The organism is Streptomyces sp. NPDC059917 (genome assembly GCF_042730635.1).
Taxonomy (GTDB): domain Bacteria; phylum Actinomycetota; class Actinomycetes; order Streptomycetales; family Streptomycetaceae; genus Streptomyces.
In genome coordinates this window covers 22,074-40,116 of sequence record NZ_JBHWLC010000064.1, presented here as the reverse complement: position 1 = coordinate 40,116, position 18,043 = coordinate 22,074, and the positions used below count along the sequence as shown (strand labels likewise).

15 protein-coding genes are annotated in these 18,043 nt (G+C 74.1%); 3 read left to right on the top strand and 12 right to left on the bottom strand.

From position 1 onward, the window contains the following. From ACFWAR_RS29830 to ACFWAR_RS29795, 8 genes are all read right to left on the bottom strand, one after another. Positions 1 to 456: hypothetical protein (locus tag ACFWAR_RS29830; protein ID WP_385783640.1), on the bottom strand; the 456-nt coding region annotated here is incomplete at its 3' end. Positions 457 to 616: 160 nt separating this feature from the next. Then, complete coding sequence (locus ACFWAR_RS29825) at positions 617 to 1,528, bottom strand: SDR family oxidoreductase (protein WP_385783637.1); 912 nt, start codon at positions 1,526 to 1,528, stop codon at positions 617 to 619. Between the two features lie 56 nt (positions 1,529 to 1,584). Next, entirely contained in the window at positions 1,585 to 2,172 is a 588-nt protein-coding gene (locus tag ACFWAR_RS29820; RefSeq protein WP_385783634.1) for a TetR/AcrR family transcriptional regulator, read from the bottom strand. 77 nt (positions 2,173 to 2,249) lie between these two features. Next, on the bottom strand, positions 2,250 to 6,158 hold the full coding sequence (locus tag ACFWAR_RS29815; protein WP_385783631.1) for a hypothetical protein: 3,909 nt from the start codon (positions 6,156 to 6,158) through the stop codon (positions 2,250 to 2,252). A 68-nt stretch (positions 6,159 to 6,226) separates the two neighbouring features. Next, positions 6,227 to 6,391, bottom strand: a complete 165-nt coding sequence (locus ACFWAR_RS29810; protein WP_385783629.1) for a hypothetical protein — start codon at positions 6,389 to 6,391, stop codon at positions 6,227 to 6,229. Further along, positions 6,388 to 7,101, bottom strand: a complete 714-nt coding sequence (locus tag ACFWAR_RS29805) for an ABC transporter ATP-binding protein (protein WP_385783663.1) — start codon at positions 7,099 to 7,101, stop codon at positions 6,388 to 6,390. The genes ACFWAR_RS29810 and ACFWAR_RS29805 overlap by 4 nt, the downstream gene beginning before the upstream one ends. Before the next feature lie 5 nt (positions 7,102 to 7,106). Beyond that, a complete protein-coding gene (locus ACFWAR_RS29800; RefSeq protein ID WP_385783626.1) occupies positions 7,107 to 8,492 on the bottom strand; it encodes an FtsX-like permease family protein in 1,386 nt (461 codons plus the stop codon). A 91-nt stretch (positions 8,493 to 8,583) separates the two neighbouring features. Beyond that, positions 8,584 to 9,858: an ABC transporter permease gene (locus tag ACFWAR_RS29795; protein WP_385783623.1), complete on the bottom strand. Its 1,275-nt coding sequence runs from the start codon at positions 9,856 to 9,858 to the stop codon at positions 8,584 to 8,586. Between the two features lie 161 nt (positions 9,859 to 10,019). On the opposite strand from ACFWAR_RS29795, the gene ACFWAR_RS29790 reads away from it, so the two are divergent. Further along, on the top strand, positions 10,020 to 10,682 hold the full coding sequence (locus ACFWAR_RS29790; RefSeq protein WP_385783621.1) for a response regulator transcription factor: 663 nt from the start codon (positions 10,020 to 10,022) through the stop codon (positions 10,680 to 10,682). Continuing rightward, positions 10,673 to 11,902 carry a sensor histidine kinase gene (locus ACFWAR_RS29785; RefSeq protein ID WP_385783619.1) on the top strand — a complete coding sequence of 410 codons (1,230 nt, stop codon included), beginning with the start codon at positions 10,673 to 10,675 and terminating at the stop codon, positions 11,900 to 11,902. The genes ACFWAR_RS29790 and ACFWAR_RS29785 overlap by 10 nt, the downstream gene beginning before the upstream one ends. Positions 11,903 to 12,107: 205 nt before the next feature. Here ACFWAR_RS29785 and ACFWAR_RS29780 read toward each other — a convergent pair whose 3' ends face one another. The 4 genes from ACFWAR_RS29780 to ACFWAR_RS29765 all read right to left on the bottom strand — a co-directional run bounded on the left by ACFWAR_RS29780 (position 12,108) and on the right by ACFWAR_RS29765 (position 16,498). Beyond that, on the bottom strand, positions 12,108 to 12,635 hold the full coding sequence (locus ACFWAR_RS29780; protein WP_385783616.1) for a hypothetical protein: 528 nt from the start codon (positions 12,633 to 12,635) through the stop codon (positions 12,108 to 12,110). Between the two features lie 3 nt (positions 12,636 to 12,638). Next, positions 12,639 to 13,709, bottom strand: coding sequence for an SCO0930 family lipoprotein (locus tag ACFWAR_RS29775; protein ID WP_385783613.1), 1,071 nt, complete (start codon positions 13,707 to 13,709; stop codon positions 12,639 to 12,641). 177 nt (positions 13,710 to 13,886) lie between these two features. Next, positions 13,887 to 15,335, bottom strand: coding sequence for an NADH-ubiquinone oxidoreductase-F iron-sulfur binding region domain-containing protein (locus ACFWAR_RS29770; RefSeq protein WP_385783610.1), 1,449 nt, complete (start codon positions 15,333 to 15,335; stop codon positions 13,887 to 13,889). Then, positions 15,332 to 16,498 carry a hypothetical protein gene (locus ACFWAR_RS29765; protein ID WP_385783608.1) on the bottom strand — a complete coding sequence of 389 codons (1,167 nt, stop codon included), beginning with the start codon at positions 16,496 to 16,498 and terminating at the stop codon, positions 15,332 to 15,334. The genes ACFWAR_RS29770 and ACFWAR_RS29765 overlap by 4 nt, the downstream gene beginning before the upstream one ends. A 355-nt stretch (positions 16,499 to 16,853) precedes the next feature. Here ACFWAR_RS29765 and ACFWAR_RS29760 point away from each other — a divergent pair, with 355 nt between their 5' ends. After that, positions 16,854 to 18,020: a PucR family transcriptional regulator gene (locus ACFWAR_RS29760; RefSeq protein WP_385783605.1), complete on the top strand. Its 1,167-nt coding sequence runs from the start codon at positions 16,854 to 16,856 to the stop codon at positions 18,018 to 18,020. Positions 18,021 to 18,043: the final 23 nt, after the last annotated feature.

The window sequence follows — 18,043 nt, the reverse complement described above, 5'->3', positions numbered from 1 at the left end:
GTACGCGACACCCGAACCGGCGCAACCCGCGCTCGAATACGAGCTGGTGACCACCCAACCCGCCGGAATCGGCGAGAACGAACACACCGTCGCGTACTTGGCCGCGGCCATGTTGCCGATGCTGTAGGCGACGCCGGATCCGGCGCAACCCGCGCTCGAATAGGAGCTGGTGACCACCCAGCCCGCCGGGATCGGGGAGAAGGAGCAGACGGTGATGGCGTTCTGCCCGGCCGAATCGGCGATGGTGTAGGCGACGCCGGTGCCGGGACAGCCGCTGGATCTGTAGGAGCTGGTGATCACCCACCCCGCCGGTATCGGGGAGTTGGAGCAGACGGTCGCGCCGGCGGCGGCCTTCTGCGCGGCCGCCTGCGACGGTGCGGTCATGGCGGTCATCACGCCCAGCATCAACAACACGACCGTCACCAGGTGCGGGACGCGGTTCCGTAGGGTCTTCAAGGTCGGCCTCATGTCTTCTCTGCGCTCTACGAAGTACGTGGATACGGTGGAGACGAAGCGGTGGCTCGACGAGGAATCGGCCCAACAGCGGTCCATCTCGGGTGAGATGGTGTCAGAGTCACCCGAGGGGCACCAGTGGTGCCATGGGTATCAGAACCGGTCAGAGTGCCTCGCCCAAGGGCCCGAATTCGTCCTCCAGACGCGCGGCCCAGTGCGCGGCGAAGTCGGGCTGGGTGCCGTCGGCGTCGGTGAACCCGTACTCCCGGTACAGGCCCCATGTCGCCAACGCGCGACCGGACTTGGCCATGACGTCGGGGTCGGCGGCGAGTGCGGCGACCGCGCGCCCGAGGTAGGCCGGGCTTTCGGAGTGCGCGAAGTTCGGGTCCTGCGCCGCGCCCTCGCGCCAGGTGGCCTCGGTGACGCCCAGGTGATCGAGCATGGCCTCGGAGCGCAGGAAGCCGGGGGTGAGGGCGACGGCCGCCACGTCGTACGGCCGTAGCTCGGCGGCCTGGGCGACGGCGAGGCGGATCACGCTCGACTTGGCCAGGTCGTAGAAGAAGGAGCCCCGGTAGCGGGCGGTGTTGCCATCGGTGACCTCGACGACCAGTCCGCTCCGGCGCGCGGTCATCAGGGGCAGGGCGAAGCGGCTGGTGATCACGTGCGTGTCGACGGCCTGCCGCAGGAGCCGGAAGCCGGTGTCGAGGTCCTGCTCCCACAGGGGGTGTTCCCAGTCGGTCAGCGGGTCACCGCCCCAGACGCAGTTGACCAGCAGGTCCAGCCGTCCGTCCTGCTCGGCCGAGATGCGCGCGACGAGGGCCTCGACCTCGTCGGGCCGACTGTGGTCCACCCGGGCCGCGATGCCCCGGCCGCCGGCGGCGGTGACCCGGGCGGCGGTCTCCTCGATGGTCTCCGGACGGTCCAGGTCGGAGCGTCCGGCGGCGCTGCTGCGGCCGCTCACGTAGACGGTGGCGCCGGCGGCGCCGAGCGCGAGGGCGATCCCCCGGCCCCCGCCCCGGGTGCCACCGGCGACCAGGGCCACCCGGCCCGCGAGCGGCAGTGTGTGCGTCGTCATGATTCCTCCGGGTCGAACGTCGGTCGTGTCGGTCGTGTCGGTCGCACCGGTCGTGTTCACGTCGGTACGTGCGGGGACAGCGCGGTGTCCAGTTCCTGCCGCAGGCGCTGCGCGAGGCCGCCCTCGCGCGCCACGGCCCAGGTCACGCCGGTGCCCGCGATGACGACCTGGACCGTGCGGGCCAAGGCCGCCGCGTCCGTGCCGGGGCGCAGCTCGCCCGAGCCGACCGCCTCCGTCAACAGGCCGACGATCGCCTGCGCCTGGGCCCGGTGGACCGTGAGCGCGCGCTCGTACAGCTCCGGGTCCCCGAGGTCGGCGCACCAGAACGCGAGGTGGTTGGCGAAGGTCTGCGGGGTGTCCATGGCCCCGGTCCACTCCACGAGCAGGGCCGCCAAGGCGTCGAGCGCGCCGTCGTGCGCCGCGCGGACGCGGGTGATCGACTCCCCCATGTCCTCGACCGTACGGTCGGCCAGCGCCACCAGCAGGCCGCGCTTGGAGCCGAACCGCTGGGTCAGCGTCGCCGCCACCAGGCCGACCTCGCGCGCCACGGCGGCCAGTGTGAGACCGGCCGGACCCACGCGGCCCATGACCTCGGTCGCCGCGCGCAGGATCACCAGGTCGTCCACCCCGCGGGGTCGCGCCATCGCCGTCGCCTCCATTAGTAAATGGCTGTTCATTTATTAAAACAGCCAGGCCCGCGCGCCACAAGCGGCGCGGCGGGTCAGGAGTCCAGGACGCCCCGCACCAAGGTGCGCAGGGCGCGGGCGTCCATGGCGGCGAGGTGGGCGACGAGCGCCGGGTCGAAGGACAGGGCCAGGGCCTCCGCCAGCAGTCGGGGCGCGCCCGTGACGCGGGAGATCCCGCCGAGGGCGCGCGCCCGCTGCCCGGGGTGGGGCAGCGCCCGGGCGAGGTCGAGCGCCTCCGACGTCAGGCCCGCTCCGGCGAGGGCCACCGCGATGTCCGTCCGCGTGGCGGCCCGCAGCTTCGGGGGGAGGTCGAGGACGATGTCGTACGCCGCGCCCGCCTCCCCCGCCGTCGCCGCGGCGACGGCGATGCCGGCGAACACCTCGGCCCGGTCGTCCTCGTCGGTGAGGGTGCGGGCGAGTTCGGCCGCCGCCGCGCGGTCCCCCGACTCCGCCGTGGCCACGGCGACGGCCGCGAGCGCCTCGGCCCGCAGTTCCGCGTGGGGGATGCTGTCGACCAGCGCGAACGCCTCCTCCCGCCGCTCCCGATCCGCTGCCACGAACCGGGCGACGGATGCCAGCGTCCGGGCCTGGAGGACCGGCAGGGTGAGGGTGGCGACGTGCGCGACGGCCGCATCGCGGTCCCCGGACTCCGCCAGCGCCAGGGCGATGCCGGCGCGCGCCTCCTGCCGCCGGGTCGGATGGGTGAGGGCGCCCGCGAGCGCGAGGGCCTCGCCGACCTTCCCCTGCCGGGCCATCCTCGCGGCGATGCGTCCGGTCCCGCGCGCCCGCCACGACGGGACGGAGATCAGGGCGGTGAGCTCGACCGCCGCCGCGTGCCGTCCCTTCGCGGCCAGGGCCACGGCGACGTCCTCGTACGCCCGGGCCCGGGCATCGGCGTGGGTGATCGCCGCCGCGAGGTCGACCGCGGCGTCCATCGCGTCGGCCTCGGCCAGCGCCCCGGCGACGTCCGTCAGCGCCCAGGCCCCCTGCTCGTGGTCGGAGACGGCGCCGGCCGACCCGAGGACGGCCGCCACGAGGCCGGTGGTGTCGAGCGCGACGGCGGGCTCGACCGCGGCGGCGGCGCCCACGGCGACCGCCAGGAGCCGGAGTTGGTGCGCGGCGGCGCTGCCGTGGGCGAGGCGCGCCGTCACCTCCGCCAGTCGCTCGGCGGCCGCCGCGTCGCCCTCCTCGGCCATCGTCTCGGCCGTGCGCCCGAGCACGTTGAGGTCGGTGACGAGATCGGTCACGAGAGCGGTGACGCGCTCGCTCGCCTCGTGGTCCGCGCCGCCCCGCGCCCCGTCGTGGCCGGTCCGCGCCGCTGCCGTGACGATGCCCTCGTACGCGCTGGCCCGGGCATCGGCGTCGGTGATCGTGCGGGCGAGCGCGACCGCCGCGCCGCGGTCCCCGTTCTCCGCGGTCGCCCGGGCGATTCCGGTCAGCGCCCACGCCCGTTGTTCGGGGTCGGCCAGGGAGCGGGCCAGTTCGACGGCCCCGGCCGTCTCCCGGACCGCTGCCATCGTCCTGGCGATCTCGGCGAGCGCCCACGCCCGCTGTTCGGGGAATCCGACGGTACGGGCCGACTCGACCGCCCCGTCGTGGTCCCCCGCCGCCGCCATCGCCCGGGCGATCTCGGCGAGCGCCCACGCGCGGTGTTCCGGATCGGCGATGCCATGCGCCAACTCGCGCGCCTCGTGGTCGTGTTCACCGGATTCCGCCATGGCCACCGCGATGCCCCTGATCGCCTGGGCGCGTTGTTCGGGATGGCCCAGGGTGCCGGCCAGCTCGACCGCGGGAGCGTACGCCCCGGCCTCGGCCATGGTCACCGCGATGCCCGACAGGGCCCGGCCCCGCTGCCCGGGATCGCCGATGGCTCCGGCGAGTCGCACCGCCCCTGCGTGGTCGCCCCCTTCCGCCACGATCCACGCGATGACCGTGAGCGCCGTCGCCCGGTGCTCGGAGCCCTGGATCGTGCGGGCCAGTTCCGCCGCGCCGCCGTGGTCGCCCGCTTCCGCCATCGCCCGGGCCACGCTGGTGAGTGCGTGGGCCCGCAGCTCGGTATCGCCGACGCCACGGGCGAGCCCGGTCGCCGCCGCGTGCTCTCCGGCCGCGCCCATGGCCACCGCGATGCTCGTCACGGCCTGGGCCGACTGGTCGGGATCCGTGACGGACGCGGCCACGCGGATCGCGTCGTCCCAGCGGGAACCGGCCGCCAGGGCCTGGGCGATCTCGGCCAACGCGCCTTCGCGCGCCTCCGGGGTGGCGAGGGCCCGGGCCGCCTCGATGACCTGCTCGGTCGCCTCCGCCGTGGTGCCGGCCGCGGTCAGGATGCTGCCCAGCAGGGTCTGTCCCGGCGTCAGGGGCGGGTGGCTGCGGTGCGTGGCGGCGGTGATCGCCCGGCGCAGGTGGCCCAGCCGGGCCCAGGTGGTGATGACGGTCGCGGGCAGGACGTCGGCCGTGTGCTGGAGGCTCTCGCGGCGGTGCGCGAGCCGGACGCAGTCGGCGAGGTCGGGGTCGTCCGGGGCGGCGAGGTGGAGCTGGAACGCGGCGGCGATCTCGCTGAACGCCTGGCTGTCGGTGCCGGTCGTCTGCCACAGCCGTTCGTGCCGGGCCCGGTCGGTGGCCAGGGCGGTCAGGCGCGCGGTGTCCGCACGTTCGTGGAGCAGCCGGGGATATCCGCTGAGCAGGTAGTCGGGGCAGGTGGTGGGCCACGCCCCCGCGCGGGCGCCCTCGGCCCAGGCGTGGATACGGGCCCGGTGGGCGTCCAGCTCCGCGGGGTCGAGCAGGTCGCGGGCGCCGGTGAGGAGGTCCTGGTGGGCGAAGGCGTAGAGGGGAAGCGCCCGGCCTTCGGCGTCCGTGGCCCATTGGGCGGGCCGGTGCTGGAACGCCCGTCCGGTACTGCCGCCGAGCACCAGCTCGACGCGGCGCCGCGAGGCGGTGGTCAGGTCCGCGAAGTCGGCCGGGCTCAGGCCGCCACCGGCGGCGGCCGTGAGGCCGACGAGCTCCAGGCCGAGGCCACCGGAGGCGATGAGCGCCTCCAGGTTCCGTTCGGCATCGGCGCGCACCGCCTGCGCGGCGGGCGACACGGTGAGGGGGTGGTCGATGGCGGTCGTCAGGAGCGGGCCGGTGCGCACGTCGGCGGGGACCGGCGGATGCGGGCGACCGGCCAGGACGATCCGCAGGCCGGGCGGCGGCACCTGCGGCAGGCAGGCCGCGATGCTCTGGCCGCCCACCGCGGTGGGGACGCCCATGTCCTCGTCCATGCCGTCCACGACCAGCACGAGCCTGCGCCCGGCGCCGCGGGCGCGGTCCGCCGCCCGGGCGAGGGCGTCGAGGAAGCCGCCGGGGGCGGTGCAGTCGACGTCGCCGTCCTGGAGGTAGGTGCGGAGCTGCCCCTGGAGGGTGGTGAGGAAGGCGGTGCGGTCCGCGCGGCCGGTCATCCGCGCGGTGATGAAGAAGGCGAGCACGTCGACGCCGTCGGGCGGGTGGAGCGCGAACTGGGCCATGAGCGCGGTCTTTCCGGCCCAGGCGGGCCCCAGCCACCGCCAGTATCCGCGGCTCCCCGCCGCGCCGTCGCCGGGGTCGCGGTCCCCGCCGTCGCCGTCCGGCGCGGCGGCGAAGGCGGCCATGGCCGCGAGTTCCTCGGCCCGGCCCTCGAAGCGGGTGACGGCCGCGAGGTGGCGGATCTCCCGCCAGTACGCCGACCTCGGCCGGGCGGGCTGTCGGCCGATGACGACGTCGCCGTCGATCCTGATCCGGTTGCCGTCGCCGCTCACCCCCAGCCCGATGGCCCCGCCGACGGCGATCGCGCGCTCGCCGCCCACCACCGGTACGTGGCCCGGCTCCTCCCGCGCCCCCGGCGCCGCGGCGGCCGTACGCTCCGCGGCGGCCGTACGCGCCGTGGCGGAGCCGCGGGGCCACCACCCCCGGGGTGACCAGCCGCTCACCGCTGATCGTCCGCTCGCCCGATCCACCGGTTCCCCGGAGCAGCCATCCCCACCCTCCTGGCACACCGTCACCAGTGCGTCCCCCGAGTGTCCAACCTCGGCCGCGGGAGCGCCAGGGCGTGGTGGACGATCGCCGCCCCGGGGGCCCGCGGCATCGCCGGGGAACACCGGCCGACGATGAGCGTCAGGGACGGCATCGGCGCGGACCGGACCCGGCGGGCGCGGGTGCTCATCGGGTGTTCACCTGCTCGGTGAGCCTGCCCTTGCGCAGGCTCAGGACGCGGTCGGACTGGGCTGCGACCTGCTGGGAGTGCGTGACCACGACCACGCACTTGTCCTGCTGGTGGGCGAGGTCGCGGAAGGTGTCGATGATGCCCTGGGCGGTGTCCTCGTCGAGGTTTCCGGTGGGTTCGTCGGCGAAGAGGATGTCGACGTCGCAGGCGAGGGCGCGGGCGATGGCGACGCGCTGTTGCTGGCCGCCGGAGAGCCGCAGGACGTTGCGGGTGGCCATCGCCCTGTCGAGGCCGATGTTCTCCAGGAGTTGCAGGGCGCGTGCCCTGCGGCTGCCGGTGGCGGGTTTCGCGCCGGTGATCTCCATGGCGGTGGTGACGTTCTGGAGGGCGGTCATGTAGGTAAGGAGGTTGTACTGCTGGAAGATCGTGGCGGCGTGCTTGTTGCGGTAGCGGCCCAGGCCGAGCCGGGTGAGGTCCTGCCCGTTGAAGGTGATGGCGCCCTGGGTGGGGGTGTCGAGGCCGCTGGCGAGGGAGAGCAGGGTGGTCTTGCCGCTGCCGGAGGGGCCCAGGATGGTGTAGAAGGTGCCGCGTTCGAAGGTGTGGTCGATCTCCCTGAGGACGGTGGTGCGGCGGCGCTGGCCGGAGTAGGTGTGGCTGACCCCGGCGAGCCGCAGGAGGGGCGGGGCCGTGGTGGGGGTGGGGGTGGTCATGGTGGTCACTTGCCCTTCGTGAGGATGGTGCGGGGGCTCAGCCGCAGTACGGAGGCGGCCGGTATCGCGGTGGCGAGGAGGCCGATGCCCAGGCCGATCCCGCCCACCGCGGCGAGGTCCGCCGGGGCGAGCGCCACGGTGATCTCGCTGATGGGGTCGGCGTTCTCCACCGGCCTGTCGTTCGGGTCGATGCCCTGGTCGATTCCGGTGCTGCCGGGGGCCGGGGGCTTCCAGGAGCCGATCTTCGCCGCCGCGGCGGCGGCTTCCCGGCCCAGCAGCGCCTGGCCGGCGCTCTGGGTGAGTTGGGGGGCGAAGAGGGAACTCACACCGATGGCGACGGCGGCCACGACCACGATCTCCAGGACCTGCTGGGCGATGAGCCCGCTCTTCTTCTCCCCCATGGCCAGCAGCACCCCGTACTCCGTGCGGCGCTGCTTGACCGCCAGGTTGGCCAGGAGCGCGAGCACCGCCGCCCCGGCGAGGCCCATCAGCCACATGGCGACGGTGGCCGTGGAGCGGATGCTCGCCAGCGGACCCGTCATCTGCTGGACGGCCTTGTCGTTGGCGTCCAGCTTGAATCCGGCCAGCGCCTTGCCCGCGACCTCCGCGGCCTCCTTCTTGAACGCGTCCTGGACCTCGGCGTCCTGGAGGAGGAAGGTGGCCTTGCCGACCTGGTGCGGCCCGTTGCCCTGGGAGCCGAGTGCGGAGAGGCCGCCCACGGTCGCGTAGAGCATGTTGGCGGGGCTGACGCCGTATTCGGGGTCGGCGTCGGTGCTCGCGCGGGGGTCTCGGTAGACGCCGCCGATGGTGAACTCGCCGGTGGTCTTCTCGTCGTTGCCGGTGAGGGTGATCTTGTCGCCGGTCCTGAGGCCGTTCCGCTCGGCCAGGCGCTCCTCGACCAGGAGCTTCTTCCTGTCCTTGTCGGCGGCCGTGAGGTGCGAGCCGGACAGGAGCGTGAAGTTGCCGCTGCGGAAGTCCGGGAGCAGCGAGGAGTCCAGGACGCCCACGCCCGCGGTTCCGCCGGGACCCATGTCCATGGCGCCCTTCGCGCCGCCGTCGACCAGCCTGTTCTTGCCGGTGAGGATGGCCCGGTCCCACATGGAGTAGGTGTACTTCCGCACCTGGGGCAGGGAGCCGATCTTGTCGACGGTCCCGGTGTCGATGCTCGGCGCCCGCATCTGGGCGGAGTCGCCCATCCGGGTCATGTCGATGTCGAGGTTGACCTCGGCGCCGACCGAGCGTTTGGCGCCCTGTTCGGCCCGGGCGGTCGCGCCGTTGATCAGGACGCCCGCCAGGACCATCACGGAGATGGCGAGGAAGGTCGCCAGGGTGATCAGGGTGCGGCCCTTGCGGGCCCACAGGCTGAGCCCCGCGCGTTTGACGAAGTTCATGAGGATCGGCTTTCTCGGTCCGTGCCGGAAGTCGGCTTCGGGATGGGGCTGTTCGGTGCGGCGGGTCGGTCGTGCGCCGCCGGTGAGGGGGTTATTCGGCGTCGGTGAGGAGGGAGCGGGGGTGCAGGCGCAGGATCCCGACGCCCGGGATCACGGTGGAGACCAGGGAGATCCCCAGCGCGATGCCGGCGACCTTGCCGACATCGGCCGCCCCGACCCGCACGGTGGGCGCGGCGACCCCGTCCCGCGGTGTGCGGGCGGCGGCCGGGGCCGACGTGCCGTCCTGGCCGCCCAGGAAGGAGTCGCCCGCCCACTGTCCGGCCGACGATCCGGCCAGCGCGGCGAGCGCGACGGCCGGCAGGGCCACGGCCGCGACCTCCACGGCGTGCTGGCCGATGAGCTTCCACTTCTTCTCGCCCATCGAAAGGAGCACGCCGAGCTCGCGGCGGCGCTCGCGGATCTGCAGCATCACGATGAGCCCGAGGATCAGCGCCCCGGCCAGGGCGATCACCCAGACCAGCAGCCCCGCGAACGTGCCGACCCGCTGGATGGGGACGACCTGGTCCTTGAAGGCCCTGTCGTTGACCCGGAAGTCGAAGCCGCCCTTGCCCAGGACCTTCTCGGCCTCGGCGTGCAGCTGCTCCGCCCGGTCCGGCGAGCCGATCCTGTACACCGCCTCGCCGACCGTCGCGGTCCCGGCGGCGAGCTTCTGCGCGGTGGCCACCGGCACGTACAGCGTGTTGCCGGGCAGCTGGTGCGCGGGCGTCCACATCGTCGGTTCCTGTGCGGGGTCCCGGAAGATGCCGACGACCTTCACGGACGTGGTGTTCTCGCCGTCCGCGGAGCGCACCCGGAGGGTGTCGCCGACCTTCAGCGCGTTCTTCTCGGCCAGGCGCCGCTCGATCACCGCGACATCGCGCCCCGCGTCCTCGGGGGTGATGCCGCGGCCCGCCGTGAGCTTCGTCGAGCCGTACGAGAAGGGCAGCAGCATGCCCGTATCGCGCACCCCGTGCGCGGCCAACCGGTCCTTCCCGTCCTCGGCACCGGTACCGGGCGGCTCCTGGAGCTTCGAGGTCAGCGGCGCGAACCCCTGCGCGTCGGCCCGCACCGGAACGTCGACGTTGTGGCGGTGCACCGGGCCGGAGGTGCCCAGCCGCTCGGCCTGGGCCGGGGTCAGGCCCTTCTTCCTGACGGTGACGTCGACGCCGATGGCGCGCTGCGCGTCGGCTTCCTGGCGGGCCGCCGCGGCCTGCAGCAGGAAGCCTCCGAGGAGCAGCGTGCAGATGACGAGGAAGATCGCGAGCAGGGCGGCGGTCCTGGATTTCCTGGCGGCGAGGCTCGTCCCGGCACGTTTGACGAAGTTCATGGCGATGACGAAAGCAGCCCGCTGTTTACCGGGAAATAAGCGTGTTACAGCGGCATAAGGACGTGATCTCGCGATCCGACCGGCCACCGCGCGCGCCCTCTCGCGGAAGGTGTCCTCGTGTCCTTATCCGCCTGTAATCGTGATCTTGGTTTCCTTCATGCATGAGAGTCCTGGTAGCCGAAGACCACCGCGTCCTGGCCCGCACCATCGCCACCGGTCTTCGCCGCCAGGCGATGGCCGTCGACATCGCCTCCACGGGGGCCGAGGCCGAGCGGATGTGCCTGCTCACCGCCTACGACGTACTGATCCTCGACCGCGACCTGCCCGTCATGAGCGGCGACGAGGTCTGCAGGCGGCTGCGCGAGCTCACCGACCCGCCGCGGATCCTGATGCTCACCGCCGCCGACGAGCTCACCGACCGGATCTACGGCCTCACCGAGCTCGGCGCCGACGACTACCTGGCCAAGCCCTTCGACTTCACCGAGCTCGTCGCCCGGGTCAGGGCGCTGAGCCGACGCGCGCCCAAGCCCGCGCCCTCCGTGCTCCGCTTCGGGAACATCACCCTCGACGAGACACGTCGCGACGTGTCCGTGAACGGGACGGCGCTGGAGCTGTCCGCGAAGGAGACCGCGGTCCTGCGGCTGCTGATGCTCGCCGACGGAGAGCCGGTGGCCCACGACGAGATCGTGCGCACGGTCTGGGACCGGCACCACGACACGGCCACCGGCGTGGTCCGCACCACCATCAGCCGGCTGCGCGGCAAACTCGGCGACTCCTGCCTGATCCTCACCGACAAGGGAGAGGGGTACCGGCTGTGCGACTGAACCCCCGGGCGCTGCTGAGCAAAATGCCCTTCCGCACCCGGCTGACCCTCGCCTTCTGCGGGCTCTTCCTGCTCACCGGCGTCCTCCTGCTCACCTTCGTCGTGGTCCTCGCACGCTACGGAACGGCCCAGCAGGTCCAGGGCATCCAGGTCACCTACCACGACGCGCCCGGCGGGCGGACGGACCACCTCGAACAGGAAGAAGCGCTGCCCACCCAGCCCGACTCCGCCCGTCCCGACTCCACCCCCCGGCCGCCGGGCGACGCCGCGTCCATCCGGAAGATCGACCAGACCGTGCGGGCCGTCCAGGACACCGCCCTGCGCCAGATGACGCTCTGGTCCGCCATCGGTCTCCTCGTCCTGGCCCTCCTCGCCGGACTCCTCGGCCGGTGGCTCGCCGGACGCGCCCTGCGCCCCGTGACCTCGATGACGGAGGCCGTCCGCCGCATCGGCGAACAGAACCTCCACCAACGGCTCGCGCTCACCGGCCCCGACGACGAGCTGCACCGCCTCGCCGACACCTTCGACACCATGCTCGACCGCCTGGAGAAGTCCTTCGAGAGCCAACGCCGCTTCGTCGCCAACGCCTCCCACGAGCTCAGAACACCCCTCGCCGTCCAACGCACCACCCTCCAGGTCGGCCTCGCCGATCCCCTGCCCGACGGCCTCGCCGAAGTCCGCGAAGACCTGCTGGACTCCAACCGGGAGGCGGAAGGGCTCATCAACGCGCTCCTGCTCCTGGCCCGCAGCGACCGAGGACTGGAGAAGACCGAACCGGTCGACCTCACGGCCACGGTCCGGTCCACGGCCGCCGAACTGGCCCCGCTCGCGGCCGAGGCCGGTCTGCGCCTCGACGTCGACACCGTCACCCCGGCCACCGGCGCCCATCCACTGATCGTTCCCGGTGACCCCGTCCTGCTGCGCCACCTGATGACCAACCTGATCCGCAACGCGATCCAGTACAACCACCGCGGCGGGCACGTCCTCGTACGGATCGGCGACTCCACCGTGACGGTCACCAACACGGGCCCCCGCATCCCCGCCGACCGCGTCCCCGACCTCTTCGAGCCCTTCCGGCGCCTCGACGCGGACCGCACCGCCACCACCGGCCACGGGCTCGGACTCTCCATCGCCGCGTCCATCGCCGCGGCCCACCACGCCACCCTGACGGCCCGCCCCAACCCGGAGGGCGGACTCGCGCTCTGCCTGCGCCTGCCCTGAGCACCGGTGACGGCGGGGGTCGGCTCTAGCGCAAGGCCTTGCGGAGGAGTTCGCCGAACTCGGCGGGGTGCGTGGTCAGGCCCGTGTGCCCACAGCTCGGCGCCCGCGATCGTCACCCGCCGCGCCGTCAGCCCGGCCCGCGCCATGCGCCCTCCCGGGTTCCTAGGACCCCTAGGTATCACCAAGGAGCCCTAGGAACGCCCCGTCAGGAGTGCCCCGCGTGCGAGGGCGCTACGGTCCCCCCACCGGCGGGGTCGGGGGACGCCGGGTCCGGGGACGCCGCGTGGGAGCCGGAGTGCGCGGCGCCGGAGCGGATGGTGCCGCCGAGGTGCGCGCGGGCCGGGGCCAGGGCCTCGGGCGAGGCGGCGGTGACGACCCAGCGCTCCCCCACCAGGTAGGTGCCGCCGTAGGCCTGCGATTCGGCCAGCCAGGCCGCCTGGCCCGCGTCCGCGGTGAAGGTGGCCATGCGGTAGCCCTCCTTGCCCGCGCCGCAGGCGCCCTCGCGCAGTTCGTCCGCCTCGACCGTCACCTCCGCCGTGCAGCCGAGGGCGGCGGCGAGCTCCTGGATGGTGCGGGATCCGGCCCCGGCGGGGGCGGCGGGCGCCGCGCGCACGACGGGCCCGGAGGACCCGCCGTGCGCAGTGGGCGCACCGCAGGCGGCGCACAGGAGGGACAGGGACAGCGCGGTCGCCGCGAGGACACGGCGGCCGGTGGTGCGCGGCGGGTTCGGCACGGGTCAGCCCGCCGCCGGGGCCTTCTTGCCCGCGTCGGTGACCGCGAACCAGAGCCCCTGCTTGTTGTGCCCGTTGGTCTGGCCGGGCGCGGTGTCACCGGTGAAGGTGTAGACGGGCCAGCAGTCGATCGTCAACTGCATCGAGCCGTCGGGCCGTTTCACCGATCCGACCAATGCCTCGGGAATCGCGTTCACCTTCTTCTTGTCCACCGCCGCGGCCGGCTTCCACGTATCGAGGCAGGCGCCGAGGCAGCCGAATTTCATCGGCCAGGCACTGTCCTTGTTGAATCGATAAAGGGTGCGGCCCGCTCCGTCCACGAGAATGTTCCCGAGTTTCGCGTCCTTCGCGACGGAGAGTTCCGCGCCCTTCTGGTCCGCGCCGCCCTGACCCGCGCCCATGTCACCGGAGCCCATCTGACCCATGGTGGAGCCGTCCGCCGGTTTCGCCTGCGCCCCCTTCTGGTCCACGGCCTTCTTCCCGTCGGCCGCCAGCGCGTGCCAGGTGCCGCCGACCCCCTCTCCCTTCGCCTCGCCCGCCTGGGTGTCCTTCGCGTACCGGTACACGGGCCAGCCCGCGAGGGTGAGCTGGCGGCTCCCGTCCGGCCGGACGACCGCGCCCAGCAGGTCGGCCGAGATGCCCGCCGAGGCCGTGGCGTCGTCCGCCGGTACGGCGGGCCAGGTCGTGGCGCAGCTTCCGTCGCAGGCGGACTTCGGCGGCTGGGCGGTGTCCTTGTCGAAGCGGTAGAGGGTGGCGCCGGCCCCGTCGGTGACCACGTTGCCCACCGACTGGATCGCCCGGACGGCCAGCTGCCCGGCCGGAGCGCCCTTCGCTCCGGCGCCGCTCCCGGAACCGGCGGCCGGGTCCGCCGCGGAGTCCGCTCCGTATCCGGATCCCGATCCGTAACCGGAGCCGTACCCGTCACCGTTCCCGTTGCCACCGCTCGGGGATTTGCTGCCGGCCGGCTGCGCCGCGTTCGCCGTACGGAAGTTCTCCGTTTCGCTCCCGCAGCCCGCGGCCAGCAGTACCACCGCGGCCACCGATCCCAGCATGACCCCACGACGCTTGTTGTTCACGATTTCTCCTTCTGCCGAAGACATCCGGTGAATAGGGATGGTGAATGGGGGTGAAGGGGGCCCGATGAAAGGGACCGACGCTTTCACGCCCTGTTCCATTCATAGGGCCCGTGGACCCCCGCACCTTCGGATCTCCCGGAATTTGTCAGATCGCGCCAAAGGGTGAACTGCCGAGAACTACTCCTGAATACGCAGAGCGAGCGCGGGACAACGCCGCACCGCGCGCAGGGCCTTCGGGCGCAGTTGCGCGGGGACCTCCATGACCCCCTGCGCCGGATAGCCGTCGCCGTCCAGCCGGACGACGTCGGGCAGCAGGTCCACGCACAGGCCGTGGCCCTTGCACAGGGTCCAGTCCACGACGAGGCGTTCGGGGTTCGCGTCGGCGGGCAGCGGCAGGGCGCCCAGTACGCGGCGCCCGCAGCCGCTGCCCACGGCGTGGTCTCGGAACTCGTCCGGGAAGACGGCGAGCGCCGAGGCCACGAAGGACGACGTGCCGTCGGGGTGGCTGCACGCGCCGCGGCGGCGCACCGCCCGCATCCGGGCCTCCACCGCCTCGAGTGCGGCCCGGCCGCCGCCGGCCACGAGGTCGGCGACGGCTCCGGCGAGCGACGGCAGCCCCCGGACGCACGGGCCGCACTGTCCGGCGCTCTCGTCGGCCATCCAGCGCACCACCCGGGCCACTTCGCCCGCCGGGCAGGTGTCCTCGGGCAGCGGGAGCACGGCTCCGGCGCCGAGCACCGCGTCGTGCGCGGCGAGGGACTCCCGGGAGAGCGCGGCGGACAGCGCCGCCCCCGGGGTCAGCCAGCGGCCGTGGAAGCCCCCGACCAGGACGCCCTGGCCGGGTCCCGTTCCGCACAGCCCCAGTACGTAGGCGAGGGAGGTGCCGGTGGGCACCTCCACCACCGTCGAACCGGCGACCGTCAGCAGGAGGGTGCCCGGTTCCGCGGGGAGCCCGACGGCCCGGTAGTCCAGTGCGCCGAGCCGGGCGGCGACGGCGAGCTGGGCGTAGGTCTCGGTGTTGGACAGCAGGGTGGGCAGGCCGCCGAGCCCGCGTTCGCTCGTGCGGACCTTCTGTCCGGAGGGGAGGGCCTTGCCGCCGTCCAGTCCCGCGATCAGGGCGGTCCCCTCGCCCGTGACGAACCGCTCGGGCAGCCGGGTGACGCGGATCCGGCTGCCGGTGGCGCCGCGTTCGGCGACGGCGGCGCGCGCGGAACGTTCCACGTCCTCCCGGGTCACGCCGACGACCACGTCCTCCGCGCCCAGAGCGGCGGCGGCGAGCAGCGCGCCGTCGAGCACGAGGTGCGGGGAGTGCAGCCACAGCGCGGCGTCCTTGAGGCAACTGGGCTCCCCCTCGGTGCCGTTGACGACCACCGCGGTGCGGCCCTCGCGGCCGCGGGCGGCGCGGGTCACGGCGCGGAGCTTGCGGGCGAAGGGGAAGCCCGCTCCGCCCCGCCCGCGCAGGTCCGTGTTCTCGGCCAGGGCGAGCAGTTCGTCGGGGCGGTACCGGGGCGGGCTGCCGTGTACGGCGAGGTGGCCGCGCCGGTCGAGCCGCTCGGCGACGTCGAGCCCGGCCAGCAGCCGGGGGTGCCCCACGCAGCCGAGGGCCGGGTGGGGCGCGTACGTCACTGCAGGCCCCGGATTCCGTCGAGGGGTCCGACGGGCCGGTCGGTGCCCGCCACCCGTCCGACGACGCCGAACGCCGGTTCGTACGGCTGGGGTTCGGGCCAGGGCAGTACGGGCATGGGGGCCGGCGCGGTCCGGCCCGCCACCACCGGCGCGGCGGCCATCGTCGGGGTCAGCGGCGCGGAGGGCGCCGGCGGGGTCAGCGGCGCAGGGGGCGCCGGCGGGGCGAGCGGGGCCGGGGGCCCGACCCGCACCTCCTGCGGGGATCCGGGCCCCTCCGTACGGCCCGCGAGGCGGGCGGCCAGCCGGTCACCGGGCCGCTCCGCGGGCTGGTGGACGAACGAGCGGGCGGCGCCGGGGCCTTCGCCCGGCGACCCGGAGGCCGCGGGCGCCGGGGCGGCGGCCGCCCGGGCGGGCTGGGCGGGCGCGGCGCGCAGCCGGCCGCGCAGCCGCAGGGCGAGCACGCCCGCGACCCCGATCAGGCACAGGGCGTACGCGACGGTCACCCAACCGCTGGCCGGGCGGCCCGACTTGAGCCCGTGCACCAAGGAAGCGCCCCAGGCCGGGTAGGCGCCCATGTGCAGCGCCCGCCACCACATCGACCGGCCCTTGGTGGCGAAGGCGCTGCGGACCGCGCCGGAGACCGCGACCGCCACGAAGAGGTACCCGGCGAGCGTGCCCAGCCCGATGAGCAGGGCCTGGTCGGGATCGGCGAAGGGGACGACGACCGCGGTGGCGGTGGTGTGCGACTCGGCGACCTTGACCCAGACGTGCAGGGCGAGGAAGCCCAACCCCGCGACGGCGAGGCCGCGGTGCGCGCCCTGGGCGGCGAGCCGGTGGCCCGAGGCGAAGAGGGTCCGGTCGGTGGCGGCCAGGCCCCACAGGACGGCGGAGGTGAGCGAGACGAGCGAGAGCACGCCCGCCCCGTAGTCGAGGAAGTCCCACAGGTGGGTCAGGGCGCCCGCCCGGGCGGCCACGCCCAGGGAGACCAGGGCCGCGAGGGCGGCCGCGGCCAGGGCGCCGGGGTGCGGGCCGCCCCGCGCGGAGAGCAGGGGCGGTCGGCGCAGGGCGCGGCGGCCGACCGCGGCGGCCGTGGCGGCGCCGGCGTGGCGTCTGGTGCGCAGGGCCCGGTGGGAGCGGGGCGCGCGGATCTGGGACAGGGGCATCGAGTTCTCCCATACGCCAGGACCGAGCACTCCACGTCACGCGCTCGGCGCCCGGGGTGATCGTCGGAACTGCTCGGCAGCGGGCGGCGGATGGGTGCCTCGCCGACCGGGAGCGGGGGCCGGAGTGCATGAGCATCGTGGAGCTTCGCAACGTCTCCACAGGATTTATCGAAACGTGACAACTTCTGGTGCCCACAGCGTCATCGCATCGAGTATCCCCGGAAGATTCCCTTCCAGTGGTGCGGATGTGACCGGGTTGACGCCCGGTTCGCCGCTACACAGGGGGAGGCGGGCCCCGACGGGGCGTGCCACCCTCCCACGGGACAGGCCGTACCCCGGCATGAACGAGGTAACAATGTGCGAACTTCTCAACCGCATCTGGTCCCGCCCGCGCGGCGAATGGACCCGGGTCCTGCGAAAGGAACTGCCCGCCCTGGCCGCGGGCATCATGGAGGAACTCCGCGACGGGCTACCGGAGTTCTCCACGCTGGTCGAGGACCTCGGCGACGACGTGGTCAGACAGCAGGTGGAGGCGGCCCTGCTCACGGTCCTCGGTTACCGCGAGAGCGCCACCGGCACCTGCGGCGGCGAGCCGGAGCCCGACCGGGGGGTCGCGGACCGGCAGGGGATCCCGGAGCAGCCCAGGATCCCCAAGCAGCGCGACGACGAGCCCGGCGCGCGAGCCCCGCGCCCCGCCCTGTCCGCCGTGCCCACCCAGGGCTGCGGCAGCGTTCCCGACCGCGCGCGGCGGGAGCTGTTCACCGTCCTCACGGGTGACATGGCCATGGCTGACGTGCTCCTGGCCGAGCTGGCCGAGGCCGCGCACTGGCCGCTGCCGGACAGCGTGCGCGCCGTCGTCCTGGCCACCCCCGGGGACACCCAGCAGCTGGCGTCCGTCCTGGACGACGGCCTCGTGGGCATGGTGGGCGGCCAGCCGTGCCTGCTCGTCCCCAGCCCCGAGCCGGACGCCCGGGGCGCCCTGGAGGGCGCCCTGCGCGGCCGTTTCGCGGCCGTCGGCCACCCCGTCGCCCTGCGCGACAGCGCTTCCTCGCTGCGGTGGGCCCTGCGGCTGCTGGCCCTCACCCCGACCCGTGCGGGACTGGACGCGCGGGCCGTCTTCGTGGACGACCACCTCTCGACCCTGTTGCTGCTCCAGGACGAGCCCCTGGCGCACGCGTTGGCCGCGCGCTGGCTGCGGCCCCTCAACGACCTCACCCCCCGGCAGAGCGAGCGGCTCGAAGTGACCCTGCTGGCCTGGTTGGAGGGCGGCGGCGCGCCCGAGGCGGCGAAGGCCCTGAGCGTGCACCCGCAGACCGTCCGCTACCGCATGCGGCAGCTGGAGAAGCTCTTCGGCCCCGGGCTGCGGGACCCGCGCACCCGGTTCGAACTGGAGATGGCCCTGCGCAGCCGCCGCCTGATGGCCCAGGTACGGCGCCAGCACTCGCGCGTGGGCCGCAGGGCCCGCACCGTGACGGCGGACTTCCGCCCGCTGGACGTCATGGCCCGCGTGAACGGCCTCTGACCCCGCCCCCGACCGCTCCCCGC

Coding starts and splice junctions, on each gene's coding strand:
- ACFWAR_RS29760 (WP_385783605.1), top strand. CDS start 16,854: ATGTGCGAACTTCTCAACCGCATCTGGTCCCGCCCGCGCGGCGAATGG.
- ACFWAR_RS29820 (WP_385783634.1), bottom strand. CDS start 2,172: ATGGCGCGACCCCGCGGGGTGGACGACCTGGTGATCCTGCGCGCGGCG.
- ACFWAR_RS29800 (WP_385783626.1), bottom strand. CDS start 8,492: ATGAACTTCGTCAAACGCGCGGGGCTCAGCCTGTGGGCCCGCAAGGGC.
- ACFWAR_RS29805 (WP_385783663.1), bottom strand. CDS start 7,101: ATGACCACCCCCACCCCCACCACGGCCCCGCCCCTCCTGCGGCTCGCC.
- ACFWAR_RS29825 (WP_385783637.1), bottom strand. CDS start 1,528: ATGACGACGCACACACTGCCGCTCGCGGGCCGGGTGGCCCTGGTCGCC.
- ACFWAR_RS29790 (WP_385783621.1), top strand. CDS start 10,020: ATGAGAGTCCTGGTAGCCGAAGACCACCGCGTCCTGGCCCGCACCATC.
- ACFWAR_RS29810 (WP_385783629.1), bottom strand. CDS start 6,391: ATGAGCACCCGCGCCCGCCGGGTCCGGTCCGCGCCGATGCCGTCCCTG.
- ACFWAR_RS29765 (WP_385783608.1), bottom strand. CDS start 16,498: ATGCCCCTGTCCCAGATCCGCGCGCCCCGCTCCCACCGGGCCCTGCGC.
- ACFWAR_RS29795 (WP_385783623.1), bottom strand. CDS start 9,858: ATGAACTTCGTCAAACGTGCCGGGACGAGCCTCGCCGCCAGGAAATCC.